The organism is Mucilaginibacter sp. P2_D11, assembly GCF_056404435.1.
The window spans coordinates 1-14,509 of record NZ_JBFUEA010000023.1 but is presented as its reverse complement, the minus strand read 5'-3'; the positions used below and the strand labels follow the sequence as shown (position 1 = coordinate 14,509).

Here is a 14,509-nt window from a genome sequence, read left to right as displayed (position 1 = left end):
GATATTTGGGGAGATGTTTATTCTTTTATTGGTTGTTTATTTTTTGCAAAGCTATCAATCCACCTTTTAAATTTACAACATTTTGGTAGCCCAGGCCTGTTAAAATGCGCTGTGCGTTTTCGCTGCGGATGCCTGCGCTACAGATAACGATTATCTCATCGGTTTTGTTGTAAACAAGCGTATTGATTTGGGCTGCAAGCTTTGCTACAGGTATATTTTGCCCACCCAGGTTGTAGGTAGCATATTCTATTTTTTCCCGCACATCAAGCAGGTTCAATTTTTCGTGGTGACGTAAACGCTGCTGCAGGGTAGCCGCATCAATTTGGGTCATTGGTTTTTTGCCCTTGTTTAACGGTAAGGTTTATGGGGGTATGCCTGCTCACCTGCGTTAGCGAATCAGATTTCATAGGTGATTGCGATACCACCACTACGCTGGTAGAATCGGTAATGGAGCCTTCGTAAGTGATAACGCCCACGGTTAAACCGGCACCGCTAATTGCAAATCTTGCTGCGTCAAGGTCAAGGTTAATGAGTTCGGGGATGTCCACTTCGTCCTGGCCCTCGCCATTGCCTAGCACCAAATCCAGCCTGGAGCCTTTTGGCAGCTTGGTACCCGGTTTTATTACCTGCCCGTTAAATCTCACCTCTAACACCCGGTCGCGCGCAATATCGTCACGATAGGTGGTATCTCCAACCTTCAGCCCGTAGTTAGAGAGTATAGCTACTGCTTCGCGATAGATACTCTCATCACTAATAATATCCGGGAGGGCAACATCCGGCGCTTGTTGGGTAATCATAGTGAGGTATATGGTACGGCCCTCTTTTACGTTGGTACCGGCATCGGGGTCCTGCTCTACTATAGTGCCGGGCTCCTGATCCGGAACGTAAACAGAATCTATCTTAAAGTTGAAGCCTTGCTCTTTCAGCGTGGCCATCGCTTTATCAACATTAAGCCCTTTAAGCTGGGGTACAGGGATACCACTGCCATGCCGGGTGTAATAACTCAGGCCGAAAAAGGCTATTAAAACAATCCCGATGATGCTGGATATCACCAATAGTACGGTATTTCTAAATTGCCTTGTTTTTAAATAAGCCCAGAATTTGCTCATGCCTGTTTTAAGATATTATGCTCAAACATAGGTAATAATTTCGGATTTTGAAGCCACGTTAGCTTTTTGACAATCGGCGGGGCAGCTTCTCCCCTGCTCATAACCAGCGCTTGTTTCAATTAAAACTTCTTCGAATTGTTTTTCCTGTTTACATCCGGCAGAGCGTTATCCGGGTCTACCGTAACGCTTTCTACATCTTGCGTGGTTGGTATGGTAAGGGTGGCTACCTTTTGCTGCAGCCAGGTTTCTACCGGGAAATAGGTGCGCTGTTTGCTGCCGTCGGTAAACTTCACTTCAACCGTAAACGGCATTACCATTAGCTCTTTATTGGCAACGGTCACTTTGATGCCTTTGCTATGGTCTTTATCGGCATATCTGGCATCTATCAACGCAATATCAAGCAGGTAGTTATTGTAAAACCAGCCTTTCCAAAACCAGGATAAGTCCTCCCCCGCCCCGTTTTCCATCGAGCGGAAGAAATCATCGGGCTGCGGGTGCTTATAGGCCCATTTGTGGATGTAATTCCTGAAAGCGTAATCGAACCTGTCTTTGCCCAGTATCTGTTCGCGTAGCAAAATCAAACCGAAGGCCGGTTTGAAGTAAGTAAACGGGTGGCGGTACTTCTCGGCAATGGCATCCGGCTGCGCCATCAGGGTTGGTGCTCCGGGGTCACTGATGAAGGGGATGATCTCATCCGCCGGGTTGCCACCGTTCTCGGCATATTCGCTGTCGCGTTTTGGCCCGAACTCGCCGTTGTTCACCACGTCGGAGGCATACACATCGATAAAGGTGTTAAAACCCTCATCCATCCAAGCAAAGCGGCGTTCATCGCTTCCAACGATCATCGGGAACCAGTTGTGGCCAATCTCATGGGCGGTTATCCAGAACAGGTCCTTCCCCCTATCGGTAATGCCATCGAACACTATGCCGGGGTATTCCATGCCTCCCGCTATGCCCGCCTCGTTCACGGCAACGGGGTACGGGTAAACGAACCATTTTTCGGAAAAATATTCTATCGATTTTTTGAGGTATTCGGTCGCCCTGTCCCAGGCTTCCTTGCCTGCGCTCTCCACAGGGTAAACCGACATGGCCAATGATTTTTTCCCGCCCGGCAAATTCACCCTTGCGGCATCCCATATATAAGCTTTGGAGGCACCGAAGGCCACATCGCGGGTGTTCAGCATCTTAAAATGCCAGGTAAGGTTGCCTTTAACGGCGGGCCTCGAAGCCGGGTCGGTAACCTCGGCAGCGGTGCGTATCATCACAGTTTTGTCGCTGTTTTTCGCGGCAGTAAGGCGGCTTATCTGCTTTGCGGTCAGTACTTCGGCAGGGTTCTGCAACTCCCCGCTGCCGGCTACGATCATATCCGCAGGCAGGGTTACTTTATAGTCTATGTCGCCATATTCCAGGTAAAACTCGCCGCTGCCCAAAAAAGGCGCGGTATCCCAGCCGCGCATATCATCGTACACGCACATGCGTGGGTAAAACTGGGCTATCTCGTATATCTTGCCGTTTTTGGTATCCACGTAATCCGTCCTCCCGCCAAAACTGCCGGGGATGGTATAATGGTATTTCACCACGAAATTTATCTTGCCTCCCTTCGGGGTAACCGCCGATGGCAGGCGCACCTGCATCCGCGTATCCGTAATTACATAAGCCAGTTTAGTAAGCTTGCCGTTTTGCAGCATCGATACCGATTCGATTTGGTAGCCCTCGGTATGGCCCGGCGCGGCAAAAGCCGTAACCACAAAGTTAGAGCGGGCCTCTTTGCGGTAGGTATTCTGATCGAGGTGCAGCCATAGGTATTGCAGCGCATCGGGACTGTTATTGGTATAGCTGATATTGGCCGATCCGCTGATGGTTTTGGCCACGGTATCCAGCTTCACATCCAACTGGTAATCAACCCGGTTTTGCCAGTATTTAGGTCCCGGCTCGCCATTGGGCGAATGTACCTCATTGCCATTTTGGGTATAAGGCAGCGTAGAAAAAATAGCTGCCGGCTGGTAGTTGGTGGCAACGGTATCGTAAGGCGATTTTTTTTGCGCTTGCGCGGAAAGCACGGCTACGGATAGCAATGCAGCGGAGATAATGGTGATTTTCATTTGGGCTACGTAAAAAGCACAGCAATATACAAAGCGCAGGCAGTAAAATTAATTTTAGTTTGATATTTGGGTAATTGCTACCTTTAAAAAACGCTAAACGTTATCCGATTTGCACTTCCCTGTCAATATCCCCCTCGGTTCCGCTCATATCCCCGTCCATTTTGTATGCGAAACGCTGGCCTATTTTATCGGTTACCGGTATTACGCTCATCTACGTAAGCATACGCAGGATGCCATCAGCGCCAATAACCGGCTCATCATTTTCATTGGGGCAGCTTTCGGTGCGTTTTTGGGCAGCCATATCATAGGCGTGCTGGAGAACCCCGCGCTGCTATCGCACTTTAGCCTCATTTATTTCATGGGCAACAAAACCATCGTAGGCGGCATGCTGGGCGGGTTGATTGGCGTTGAGCTCACCAAAAAGCAAATTGGCGTTACAGTATCCTCCGGCGATTTGATGGTGTACCCGCTCATACTGGCCATGCTTATCGGGCGCACGGGCTGCTTTTTTGCGGGACTGGAAGATGGCACCTACGGCATTGCCAGCGGGCTGCCCTGGGCCATCAACTTTGGTGATGGCATACGCAGGCACCCTACCAACCTATACGAGATATTATTCTGGCTGATGCTGTGGCTGGTATTGAGACTAATCGAGCGCAGGCAACAGTTCGCCAACGGCGCGCGCTTCAAAGTATTTATGGCCAGCTACCTGGTGTTCAGGTTGTTGATAGAATTTATTAAGCCTGCTTATTTTTTCAACTTTGGACTCTCTGTAATTCAGTTGGCATGTATCGGCGGGATTTTGTATTATTATAAAGTATTTCTGCATCCCTCAAAACTCGTAAGCACCTATGCCTGAACGCCCGTATATTTATTATGATTTTACGCTGAGCATCTGCTCAACCTGCCTGCGCCGGGTTGATGCCAAGATTGTTTTTGAGGATAGCAACGTTTATATGCTAAAAAACTGTCGGCAGCACGGTTTCGAAAAGGTGCTGATAGCTACCGATATAGAGTACTATAAAAACTGCCGCAATTACGCCAAGCGCAGCGAGATGCCTTTAAAGTTCAACGCCGAAACGCATTATGGTTGCCCATACGATTGCGGCCTGTGCCGCGATCACGAGCAGCACTCCTGCTTAACCGTTATTGAGGTTACCGACCGATGCAACCTTGCCTGCCCTACCTGCTACGCTATGTCGTCGCCCCACTATGGCAGGCACCGTACCCTACAAGAGATTGAGCAGATGCTGGATGTAGTGGTAGCCAACGAGGGTCAGCCCGATGTGGTACAGATAAGTGGCGGCGAGCCAACCGTACACCCGCAATTCTTCGAGATACTGGATATTGCCAAAACCAAGCCTATTAAACACCTGATGCTGAACACCAACGGCATCCGCATAGCTAAAGACGAGGCATTCGTAAAACGCCTTGCCACCTACCAGCCCGATTTTGAGATATACCTGCAATTCGATTCGTTCGAGGCGGAAGCCCTGATCAAATTACGCGGCGAGGATCTGCGCGATGTACGGGCAAAAGCCATCGAAAACCTCAATAAACATAACCTGTCTACTACGCTGGTGGTCACTTTGCAAAAGGGATTGAACACCCACGAGATTGGCAAAATTATAGAATACGCTTTGCAGCAGCCTTGCATCCGCGGCGTAACTTTCCAGCCGACGCAACAAGCAGGCCGCCTGGAGAACTTTAACCCCGCGACCGACCGCTACACCATGACCGAGGTGCGCAGCGCCATACTGGAACAAACCAATGTTTTCAACGCGAATGATTTGATACCCGTACCCTGCAACCCGGATGCGCTGGTAATGGGCTATGCACTAAAGCTGGGCGGACAGGTTTTCCCGCTTACGCGGATGATAAACCCTGATGATTTGCTGGACAACTCCAAAAACACCATCGTTTACGAGCAGGACGAGCAACTGAAAGGGCACCTGCTTAATATGTTCAGCACAGGTAATTCGGTAGATAAGGCTAAGGAACACCTGCACTCCATAATGTGCTGCCTGCCCGAGATTGATGCACCGCAACTGGGTTACGATAACCTCTTTAGGGTGATTATCATGAATTTTATAGATGCGCAGAACTTTGATGTGCGCGCCATCAAAAAATCCTGCGTGCACATTGTAAACAAGGACATGCAGATCATCCCCTTCGAAACCATGAATATTTTTTACCGCGACGATAAGCGCGAATACCTCGAGCAACTAAGGACAGAAATGGCAGCAACTTTTTAATGATATGGAAGAGAAAGACCTTATACCCAAACAAGAATTAAGCTATAAAATAGTCGGCATCAATTTAGGTGTGTTGATAGCATATACCTTGATGTCGGCCTTATCTCCCGGAGGAATCATTTTTGATGCTTTCGCGATTGTTGTCCATGTTATTGTTTGCATGATATTAACCCTAACCGGGCCAAAGCGAATGCAGTGGTTATTAAGTGGTGTTTTGGTATTAGTTATTGGTTTTTCTACTTGTGCAGGCGTGTTAAGTAAAATGAGTGGAATATGATATGGAAGAAATAGAAGAACCATCAGGAAAGCCAAGTATGGTAATTGCTGGCCTCAACATCGCCGTGCTAATTGGTTACACTATTTACCTAAGGTTTGTAGCTCAAGGGCAATACAATGTTATTGGCCTGGCCTTCCTGATCGCCATACACGTGGCGTTGTGTTTGATACTTGCCATATTTATTTACCATAAAGAGTTTTTGCTTAGCGCGGGCTTGGTGCTGATAATTGGCTTTTCAACCTGCATGCTGGCATTTTAGCACTTGATGAATTTGTTTGCCGCAAAAAATCTATAAAAAATTTATGGAAAAGTAGCTCCTGCTGCATCCTGCTTTAAAACCAGCAGATATGCAGTCCATCAAAAGCATCAGCATCCCTACCCCCTGCCATGAAGAGTGGCAACAGATGTCGCCCGTAGCGCAAGGCAGGCATTGCCAAAGTTGCTGTAAAACGGTTACGGATTTTACCGCGATGCCTATCGAAGACATCCTTTCTTATTTTAGCACATATGGAAAAACCTGCGGCAGGTTCGCGGCATCACAACTGACGGCATTAAATAGCGCGCCTGTTAACCAAACAACTTCGCGTTTTTCCTGGAAAGGTATCATTGCGGCAGCATCAATCATCTGTATGCTTCCTAATATGAAAGCACAGGCAAAGCAACCTCACAAAACCGAACATGGCCCGCTTTTGCGGGAGAAGAAGGATGACTTGCTGGTAGCTGATTCTTCGCAGATAATGACCGTAAAAGGCCGGATTATAGATAAAGATGACAAGCTGCCTCTGCCCGGCGTTAACGTGAGGATAAAGGGTTCGAGCGAGGGGGTACAAACTGCTGTCGACGGCACCTTTATTTTACGCGGCGCGCTGCTTTCCAAAACAATGGTAATCAGCTATATCGGCTATCAAAACATCGAAATGGCAATCAGTTCGCTAAGTCAACAACCAATAGAGATTGCGTTAGAACCGAGAACGTTGACGGGCGATGTGGTAGTTACACACCTTCATGTGCCTTTCTACAAACGCTGGTGGCATGCCATAAAACGAGTATTTTAATTTAGCCTGAACCCGGAACATTATGCAGCCCATCAAAAGCATCAGCATCCCTACCCCCTGCCACCAGGACTGGCAGCAGATGACACCAGTAGCGCAAGGCAGGCATTGCCAAAGTTGCTGTAAAACCGTTATGGATTTTACCGTGATGAGCAATGCCGAGATTATTGCCTATCTGGCTATGCATAAGAATACCTGCGGACGGATTGACGATACCCAACTGGCCGGCATAAATTATCAATTGCAGGCTGAAGATAACAGGCAATTCACATGGAAAGGCTTGCTTGCAGCCGCTTCGCTTAGTATGCTATTCCCGGCAATGGATGCCCGGGCGCAAACTCTGGCGAATAACGTGCCGTTGCCTTATGCCTCATTCCCTAGTGGCAAGTTGACAGGAGGTAATAAATCAGGCTCCGTTACCGTCGAAGGTAGAGTAACCGGAATGGAAGATGGGCAAGCCATTCCGGGTGTCAGCATTATGATGAAGGGCACATCAACAGGCACACAAACTGCGACCGACGGCAGCTTTAAATTAAAAAAGCTCAATAGCGCGGATACGCTCAGGATATCATCTGTAGGCTACAAATCGGTAGAAATCGTTATCGGCCGGGAGACAAAAACCCTCGATATTAACCTGGAAATAGCACCCACTGTGCTAGACGACATACATATAGCTGGCTATCAACCAATAAGGAAACAATCTATTACCGGAGGGGCAATTTTTACCATTAATGGCAAAAACATTAACGGTAAGAAAATACCCTTTTACCTGCGCTGGTGGTATTGGCTGGTGCATAAGGCCAAACATATCATCGCAGCCATCAACCCATTTTAAGTGAACGGATTCATCAAATTACAAACCACGACCTCATGCAAGGCATCAAACACATCAGCATCCCTACCCCCTGCCATGAAGATTGGCAGCAGATGACACCCGTAGCGCAAGGCCGCCATTGCCAAAGCTGCTGTAAAACCGTTATGGACTTTACGGCCATGAGCAATGCCGATATCATCGGCTACCTCGCCACGCACAGCAATACCTGCGGGAGGATTGACGATACTAAACTTGCCACTATCAATAATCAGCTTCATATACAAAACCGGAAGCAATTCTCGTGGAAAGGATTGATTGCTGCGGCATCCCTCAGCGTGCTGTTCCCTGCCATTCATGCCAAGGCACAATCGCAACCCAGTACCGAACAAGGGCCTGTTGCACCGGCAATGTTAGGCAAGATTGCTGCGGCCGTTACCGCGAGGCTTATTACTATAAAAGGGATAATAACTGCCAAAGATGATGGTCTGCCCATACCGGGAGCAACAATCGCCGTCAAAGGCACAAGCATCAAAACAACCGCGTCTGTTAACGGTGCGTACACACTTGAAATACCGGCCAATACCGATACGATAGAACTGAGCTTTTTAGGTTATATAACAAGCCGAGCTAAATTCAATCCACTTCTATTGCGCTACGATGCAGCTTTAGATCCGCAGATGTTCACAGAAAACCAGGTGGTTACAGTCGGTTATATGGTTGTGCGTAAGGCCCCTTTTTACAAACGCTGGTGGTATAAAATCAAACACTTGTTCTAATCGATTCAGCATTTACCAATTAAAAAAAACTATGCAGCCCCTCAAACACATCAGCATCCCTACCCCCTGCCATGAAGACTGGCAGCAGATGACACCCGTAGCGCAAGGCCGCCATTGCCAAAGCTGCTGCAAAACCGTCATGGATTTTACTATGATGAGTAATGCCGATATCATCGGCTACATCATCACGCACAGCAATACCTGCGGAAGGATAAGCGGTCCTAAACTTACGGCTATCAACAACCAGCTTGATATGCAAAACAGGAAGCAATTCTCGTGGAAAGGATTGGTTGCTACGGCATCGCTCAGCGTACTGTTCCCAATATTAAAAGCAGAAGCCCAAGCTCAGCCCAAAACCGAGCAGTTCGCCGACAGGCAAATAGTGACCGCAGGGTTGGTAGCACGAGATACCGTTGCTCACATCACCATTACCGGCGTAGTAAGGGCTAAAGACGATAAGTTGCCTGTACCAGCCGCAACCGTAGTTGTAAAGGGTACAAAAATTGGCACGCAAACTTTAAAAGACGGCACATTTACCTTACGTGTTCCTACATCAGCAAAACGCATCGTGGTGAGTTTTTTGGGCTACCAAACCCAGGAGATACGCATCCGCAAGACTGCGGGCAAGCAGGTGCTGGTGCTTAACCCAATTTTAGAAATGGCGTGGAGCGGCATGTTCGACATCATCTACCAAAAACAGCCACTTTATAAAAGAGGATTCTATGCTGTTAAGGAATTGGCTATGCAAGCATTCCCGCCATTACGCCTTCTTTTAAAGAATAGGTAGACATCCAGATATCATCCAAGCCCAGTTTCTGCATTACGTAGATGGTGAGCAGGCTGGCGGTTACGATCATATCCACCCGCACGGGGATGATGCCTTTGGTTGCCGCGCGTTTGGCATGCGTTGATTTAATGAGGCGTTCTATCAGTCCCAACAAATCGTCGAAATCGAATTCGTAGCTTTTGGTCTTCTTCAGATCGAAGGGGTTGCCTTTACCCAGTTCTATCACCTCGGCAAAGCTCTCGAATGAGCCGGAGGAGCCGATAAGCAAGGCAGGTTTGTGTTCCATTGCTGCGATAAACAGCGGGGCCAGTTGCTGGTTGAGGTACGCCGTCATGGCTTTGATGGAGATAACGGGTATCGGGTCCACCTTGTGGAACTTATCCATCAGTCGGGCCGCCCCTATCTCGAAACTCTGTTTCCAAAGCACTTTATTTTTATTGCCGATGATGAATTCCACGCTGCCGCCGCCGATATCTACAATGAGCGCGTTCTTATCCGTAAGCACGCCGCTGGCTTTTATCCCTTCGTAAATAAATGCCGCTTCCTGCTCGCCGTCGATGATCTCTATTTCGATGCCTGCCTGCGTTCTTACTTCGGCAATAAAATCGTTGCCGTTGGCTGCGTTGCGTAAGGCCGATGTGGCTATGGCCCGCACAGCTGTTGCGCCGTGCTCGTCGATATGCTGCTTGAAACCCTGCATGGCTTTTATACCACGGGTAAAAGCCGCCTGTTGAATGATGCCCTTGTTGATGCCTCCTTCGCCAATTTTCACAGGTTCGGATTGGTGATGGATAACGTGGAAGCCATCCACGCCGGCCTCGGCTATCAGCAGGTGGAAAGTGTTGGTACCAAGGTCCATCACGGCGATGCGTTTGGCAGGGGCGTTAGTTTGTTCGGGCATGGGTAGGAATTAAAAATCCCAGCAAAAGTAGGTCTTTCGCAGGGATTTTTGAATTTATGATGTGGTTTGGGTGAAGAACGGCTTTTATTTTCCATTCCCCTCTTGAGAGGGGGCGGGCTGGACGAGCGCGGCTGCAGGGGTGTGTCGGTTATGCATTTACGCTATACACACCCCTCCACCCCTCTCAAGAGGGGAATCGCACGCCCCCCGCCCTCGCAGAAGATATATTACTCTTTATAAAAGAACCATTTAGCCAGTTCTTTAAAGCTGGCTTTTTTGCCGTACATCAGCACGCCAACGCGGTAAATACGGGCGGCAACATAAGTGGTGAACAGGAAGCCTACCACCATAAAAAACATCGACAAACCTAATTGCCAATCAGGTACGCCTCCGAAAGGTATCCTCACCATCATGGCTACAGGTGCCGTAAAAGGTATCATAGAAAGCCATACCGCCAATGGACTATCCGGCGCCTGAAATAGTACCGATACGGATAGAATATAGGTGAATAATAACGGCAACGTAATGGGGAACATAAATTGCTGCGTTTCGGTCTCGCTATCAACCGCCGAGCCTACCGCCGCGAATAATGCGCTATAAAGCAGGTATCCCGTAAGGAAATAAAAGATAAAACAGCCTAAGATATAGCCGAAAGGTATGGTGCTCAACACCGCTATAGCCCCCGCCATTGGGCTGCCCGGCCCCGAAAACGCATGCCCGGCAATTTTTGATGTTACTACCGAAAGTATTATCCAGGCCCCGAACTGGGTTAGGCCAACAAGGCCCACGCCAATGATTTTGCCCAGCATCAACTGGAATGGTTTTACCGAGGAGATGATCACCTCGATGATGCGGCTGGTTTTTTCTTCGATAACGCCGCGCATTACCTGTGCGCCGTAAATGAATAAGGACAGGTAAATCAATATAGCACAGGCAATGCCCACGCCCATAGTAGCACCCAGGTTGGCATCCTTGGCGCCGGTAGCGGTAACCTCCATGGCATTAACAGATATCCTGTTTTTACTAAGTGCATTTAAAAGCGCAGTGTCGATGTGATGGTCGACCAGGCTTTTTGCCGATGCGATGGCATTCATTTGCCTTTCTACTTCTCCGGTAACCTGATATGTCGGCTTCTTTTTTGATAATATCTGCACCGGTTTTTTCGCGTAATCTTTCGGTATCAGCAATAAGGAAAGATTTTCATCTTGTTGCAGGCCTGTTTTAGCTTCTGCAACGGGCTGCGTCGCATCCTCGAATTTGATATGCTTCGCATTGTGTAATTTTCCGGCGAAGGCACCGCTTTCGTCGATTACCTTTACCAATTGGTCGTTGCTTAACTCCTGGTTATTTTTTGCTATGAAGCCAATCAGAGCCGACATGCCCAAAATAAGCGCAGGTACCACAAAAATCATCACGATAAAGGCTTTCTTGCGCACGCGGGTTACGTATTCGCGCTGTATAATGAGTAATACTTTATTCATGGCTTATTTGATGAGGTTTACTTTTTCGATGAATATCTCGTTCATGCTGGGGATAACCTCCTGCAGCATGTTGATCTTGGTTTTTGGCAGCAGGTACTGCAGCACATCGTTGGCGGTAGTACCGTTCAGCTTTAGTTTGATGGTGTGGCTGTTATCATCGCCGGGCACATCGCTCAACAGGTCGAATGGCTGTGCACCGTCGAACGCTAAATGCTCGCCGGTGTACTCTACCAGGTAAGTATCGTTTTTGTAGGAGTTGCGAATGGTTTTTACTCTTCCATCCAGTATCTTGCGCGATTTATGGATAAGCGCAATGGCATCGCAAAGCTCCTCTACCGATTCCATGCGGTGGGTGGAGAAAAGGATGGTTGCGCCTTTTTTGTTCAGCTGCAGTATCTCGTCTTTGATCAGTTCGGCCGCAACGGGGTCAAAACCGCTGAAGGGCTCATCCAGTATGATCAAATCAGGCTCGTGCAGCACCGTTGCCACGAACTGCGCTTTTTGCGACATTCCCTTGGATAGTTCTTCTATCTTCTTCTTCCACCAGGTTTCCATCCCCAGTTTCTCAAACCAGAATTTTAGTTTGGCAGTCGCCTCTGCGCGGCTCAACCCCTTCAGTCGGGCCAGGTATATCATCTGCTCGCCTATCTCCATCTTTTTATACAGGCCGCGTTCTTCGGGCAGGTAGCCGATGCGGTTGATGTGCGATTGATCCAACTTTTGCCCGTTGAAGTAGATCTCGCCCGAATCGGGCGCGGTAATCTGGTTGATAATGCGGATGAGGGAAGTTTTACCGGCGCCATTGGGGCCAAGCAGCCCGAATATCTTGCCGCTTTCTACTTCTAAACTCACATCGTCTAACGCGCGGTGGCCGGCGTATTGCTTAACAATGTTGCGTATGCTTAGCATATGTGGTGGGTTGGTTTTGATTTTATTTTAGATGGGCGCAGTGCCCTTTTGTTACACATAAACTGTATTAGGCCCGCTGCTATCTTCCGGATTCTCCTGCAGCGCTTTGGTAGCGTTGAGTATCCCGATGACCGCGACGGGGATAAGTAGTTCTGTAAGATTGATGCAAGCGCTAATTTTGCGGTAGCTTAAGATATCAAACGCCCCCTTAACGCCCGTGTACAAACCCACCGCCGCTTTGGCTGATAAAAAGATTATCAGGGCCCGCGCGAAATTCTTATATGGCTTTTTTAAACGCGGGTTGTGCGTTTTGAAAACCTGTATGGCAAAGTTGATAAACGAAATAATGATGGCGAAACCAATTATTTCTAAATAGTTAGAAATTTTATACTGGCCTGTTATAAAAGAACTGCACAGACTGACGAGCACCGTTGCGCCATAAAAATAAAACGAAACGATTATGATTCGCCTTTCCTTGTAATAAAGCAATATGTAGGCAAGATACATAAGGAGGATTAGAAAGAGTATTTCTTTTAACGGTTCCAACGTTTTGGGATTTCCCTCATCGGCATCGATATAACTGAAATCCACTATATCATATGCCACTACGCACAGCAAATAAAACCAGGCCAGCCAGGTAAAGGCCCTAAGGAATTTTAAATCGGGTTTCATTGATTTAAGGGATAGGATATCGTTAAATTGCAGGTGTTCTGTCCTGAATAATTATCGAACCAATATACCAGTAAAAAACCGATATGCGCCGTATCATCCTGTTTATCGCCCTTATTTTCGGCCTTGCCACGTTTGCAAAGGCCCAAAACGTTGCCCAGATACCCGAAGCTATTATCTTCGACAGCGATATGGGACCCGATTATGACGACGTGGGCGCCCTAACCATGCTGCATGCCTTTGCCGACAACGGCGAGGCCAACATACTAGCTACCATGGCCAGCACCAATTACCCCGGCGTAGCGGGAGTGCTAAACGTATTCAACACCTATTTCAAACGCCCTGATATCCCCATCGGCGTACCTAAAGGCAAAGCCCTGGACCTGCGCGACTGGCAGCACTGGACAGATACCGTATTGGCCAAATACCCCCACAAACTGAAAACCAATACCGAAGCCTGGGATGCCGTAAAACTTTACCGCAAAATATTGGCCTCACAATCTGATAAAACGGTAACCATAGTAACCGTTGGTTTTTTAACCAATATGAGCGATTTACTAAAATCCGGCCCCGACCAGTTTTCCAAACTTAACGGTCGCGAACTGGTAGCTAAAAAAGTAAAACGGCTGGTAAGCATGGCCGGCAGGTTCCCCGAGGGATGGGAATTCAATGTAATGAAAGATGCCGCCGCCAGCCAGAATACCTTCGATAACTGGCCAACACCTGTAATTTTAAGCGGCTTTGAAATTGGCGAAAAAATAAAGGTGGGCCTGCCGCTGATACATAACCAATCCATCATGAACTCGCCGGTAAAGGATGCGTTCCGCATCTGTATCCCTATGGCCAAAGAAGACAGCATCGGCCGCAAAAGCTGGGACGAAACAGCAGTTTTAGTAGCCGTACGCGGCTTCGGACTCTATTACAGCCTGATGTTGGGCCGCATAAAAGTAGCCGATGCCGGCAACAACACCTGGGACGATAACGGCGATGGGCATTCTTATTTGGTAGAGAAAATGCCGGCTAAAGAGGTGGAGGCAATCATCAACGAGTTGATTATGCATCAGCCGAAGTAATTCCGGTGAGGACACCGGAATTGGGGGGAAAGCATAAAAAATCATAGTCGTCATTCTGATTACTATGACATATGCAAATGTTTTTGCCATGAGACTTTGTTTTTCATGAAGATTTCCTGGTTAAACAGGGTGTCCGAATGAATAAGTTTGAATACAATCTTTAGCAAAACGTTTTTTATCCGGTTCAATATAGAAAGGTGTTCAATATTATTATTGATCATTCCTTGATAGTAACTGTAAAAGAGTTGCCCAGGCCTGGTGCACACACTGACTATGCCTTGGTTGAGGTCCACTTTTAAAGGGA

At 47.9% G+C, this 14,509-nt stretch carries 16 protein-coding genes; 9 read left to right on the top strand and 7 right to left on the bottom strand.

The genetic code is table 11. The annotated features are described in order from the left end of the window. Positions 1 to 25 precede the first annotated feature (25 nt). From AC1DXC_RS24955 to AC1DXC_RS24945, 3 genes are all read right to left on the bottom strand, one after another. Entirely contained in the window at positions 26 to 331 is a 306-nt protein-coding gene (locus tag AC1DXC_RS24955; RefSeq protein ID WP_477461899.1) for a rhodanese-like domain-containing protein, read from the bottom strand. Beyond that, positions 318 to 1,109 carry a PASTA domain-containing protein gene (locus AC1DXC_RS24950; RefSeq protein ID WP_477461898.1) on the bottom strand — a complete coding sequence of 264 codons (792 nt, stop codon included), beginning with the start codon at positions 1,107 to 1,109 and terminating at the stop codon, positions 318 to 320. The genes AC1DXC_RS24955 and AC1DXC_RS24950 overlap by 14 nt, the downstream gene beginning before the upstream one ends. Before the next feature lie 119 nt (positions 1,110 to 1,228). Further along, entirely contained in the window at positions 1,229 to 3,211 is a 1,983-nt protein-coding gene (locus AC1DXC_RS24945) for a M1 family metallopeptidase (protein WP_477461897.1), read from the bottom strand. A gap of 109 nt (positions 3,212 to 3,320) precedes the next feature. Between AC1DXC_RS24945 and AC1DXC_RS24940 the strand changes: the two genes are divergently transcribed. From AC1DXC_RS24940 to AC1DXC_RS24905, 8 genes are all read left to right on the top strand, one after another. Beyond that, on the top strand, positions 3,321 to 4,070 hold the full coding sequence (locus AC1DXC_RS24940) for a prolipoprotein diacylglyceryl transferase (RefSeq protein WP_477461896.1): 750 nt from the start codon (positions 3,321 to 3,323) through the stop codon (positions 4,068 to 4,070). After that, positions 4,063 to 5,466, top strand: a complete 1,404-nt coding sequence (locus AC1DXC_RS24935) for a radical SAM protein (protein WP_477461895.1) — start codon at positions 4,063 to 4,065, stop codon at positions 5,464 to 5,466. The genes AC1DXC_RS24940 and AC1DXC_RS24935 overlap by 8 nt, the downstream gene beginning before the upstream one ends. 4 nt (positions 5,467 to 5,470) lie before the next feature. Beyond that, positions 5,471 to 5,743: a hypothetical protein gene (locus tag AC1DXC_RS24930; RefSeq protein WP_477461894.1), complete on the top strand. Its 273-nt coding sequence runs from the start codon at positions 5,471 to 5,473 to the stop codon at positions 5,741 to 5,743. Position 5,744: 1 nt separating this feature from the next. After that, the gene (locus AC1DXC_RS24925; RefSeq protein WP_477461893.1) at positions 5,745 to 6,002 is read left to right on the top strand and encodes a hypothetical protein; all 258 of its coding nucleotides are present in this window, start codon (positions 5,745 to 5,747) and stop codon (positions 6,000 to 6,002) included. Positions 6,003 to 6,090: 88 nt separating this feature from the next. Continuing rightward, entirely contained in the window at positions 6,091 to 6,798 is a 708-nt protein-coding gene (locus tag AC1DXC_RS24920; RefSeq protein ID WP_477461892.1) for a carboxypeptidase-like regulatory domain-containing protein, read from the top strand. A gap of 22 nt (positions 6,799 to 6,820) precedes the next feature. Further along, entirely contained in the window at positions 6,821 to 7,630 is an 810-nt protein-coding gene (locus AC1DXC_RS24915) for a carboxypeptidase-like regulatory domain-containing protein (RefSeq protein ID WP_477461891.1), read from the top strand. A 35-nt stretch (positions 7,631 to 7,665) separates the two neighbouring features. After that, positions 7,666 to 8,385, top strand: a complete 720-nt coding sequence (locus tag AC1DXC_RS24910; RefSeq protein ID WP_477461890.1) for a carboxypeptidase-like regulatory domain-containing protein — start codon at positions 7,666 to 7,668, stop codon at positions 8,383 to 8,385. A 31-nt stretch (positions 8,386 to 8,416) separates the two neighbouring features. Continuing rightward, a complete protein-coding gene (locus tag AC1DXC_RS24905; protein WP_477461889.1) occupies positions 8,417 to 9,172 on the top strand; it encodes a carboxypeptidase-like regulatory domain-containing protein in 756 nt (251 codons plus the stop codon). On the opposite strand, the gene AC1DXC_RS24900 is transcribed toward AC1DXC_RS24905, so the two are convergent. The 4 genes from AC1DXC_RS24900 to AC1DXC_RS24885 all read right to left on the bottom strand — a co-directional run bounded on the left by AC1DXC_RS24900 (position 9,126) and on the right by AC1DXC_RS24885 (position 13,135). After that, positions 9,126 to 10,073, bottom strand: a complete 948-nt coding sequence (locus AC1DXC_RS24900) for a Ppx/GppA phosphatase family protein (RefSeq protein ID WP_477461888.1) — start codon at positions 10,071 to 10,073, stop codon at positions 9,126 to 9,128. The two genes, AC1DXC_RS24905 and AC1DXC_RS24900, sit on opposite strands and share 47 nt — an antisense overlap. Before the next feature lie 227 nt (positions 10,074 to 10,300). Continuing rightward, positions 10,301 to 11,554 carry an ABC transporter permease gene (locus tag AC1DXC_RS24895; RefSeq protein WP_477461887.1) on the bottom strand — a complete coding sequence of 418 codons (1,254 nt, stop codon included), beginning with the start codon at positions 11,552 to 11,554 and terminating at the stop codon, positions 10,301 to 10,303. Positions 11,555 to 11,557: 3 nt separating this feature from the next. Further along, positions 11,558 to 12,463 carry an ABC transporter ATP-binding protein gene (locus tag AC1DXC_RS24890; RefSeq protein ID WP_477461886.1) on the bottom strand — a complete coding sequence of 302 codons (906 nt, stop codon included), beginning with the start codon at positions 12,461 to 12,463 and terminating at the stop codon, positions 11,558 to 11,560. Positions 12,464 to 12,514: 51 nt separating this feature from the next. After that, the gene (locus AC1DXC_RS24885) at positions 12,515 to 13,135 is read right to left on the bottom strand and encodes a hypothetical protein (protein ID WP_477461885.1); all 621 of its coding nucleotides are present in this window, start codon (positions 13,133 to 13,135) and stop codon (positions 12,515 to 12,517) included. Positions 13,136 to 13,218: 83 nt separating this feature from the next. Here AC1DXC_RS24885 and AC1DXC_RS24880 point away from each other — a divergent pair, with 83 nt between their 5' ends. After that, positions 13,219 to 14,205: a nucleoside hydrolase gene (locus AC1DXC_RS24880; protein WP_477461884.1), complete on the top strand. Its 987-nt coding sequence runs from the start codon at positions 13,219 to 13,221 to the stop codon at positions 14,203 to 14,205. The last annotated feature ends 304 nt before the right edge of the window (positions 14,206 to 14,509 follow it).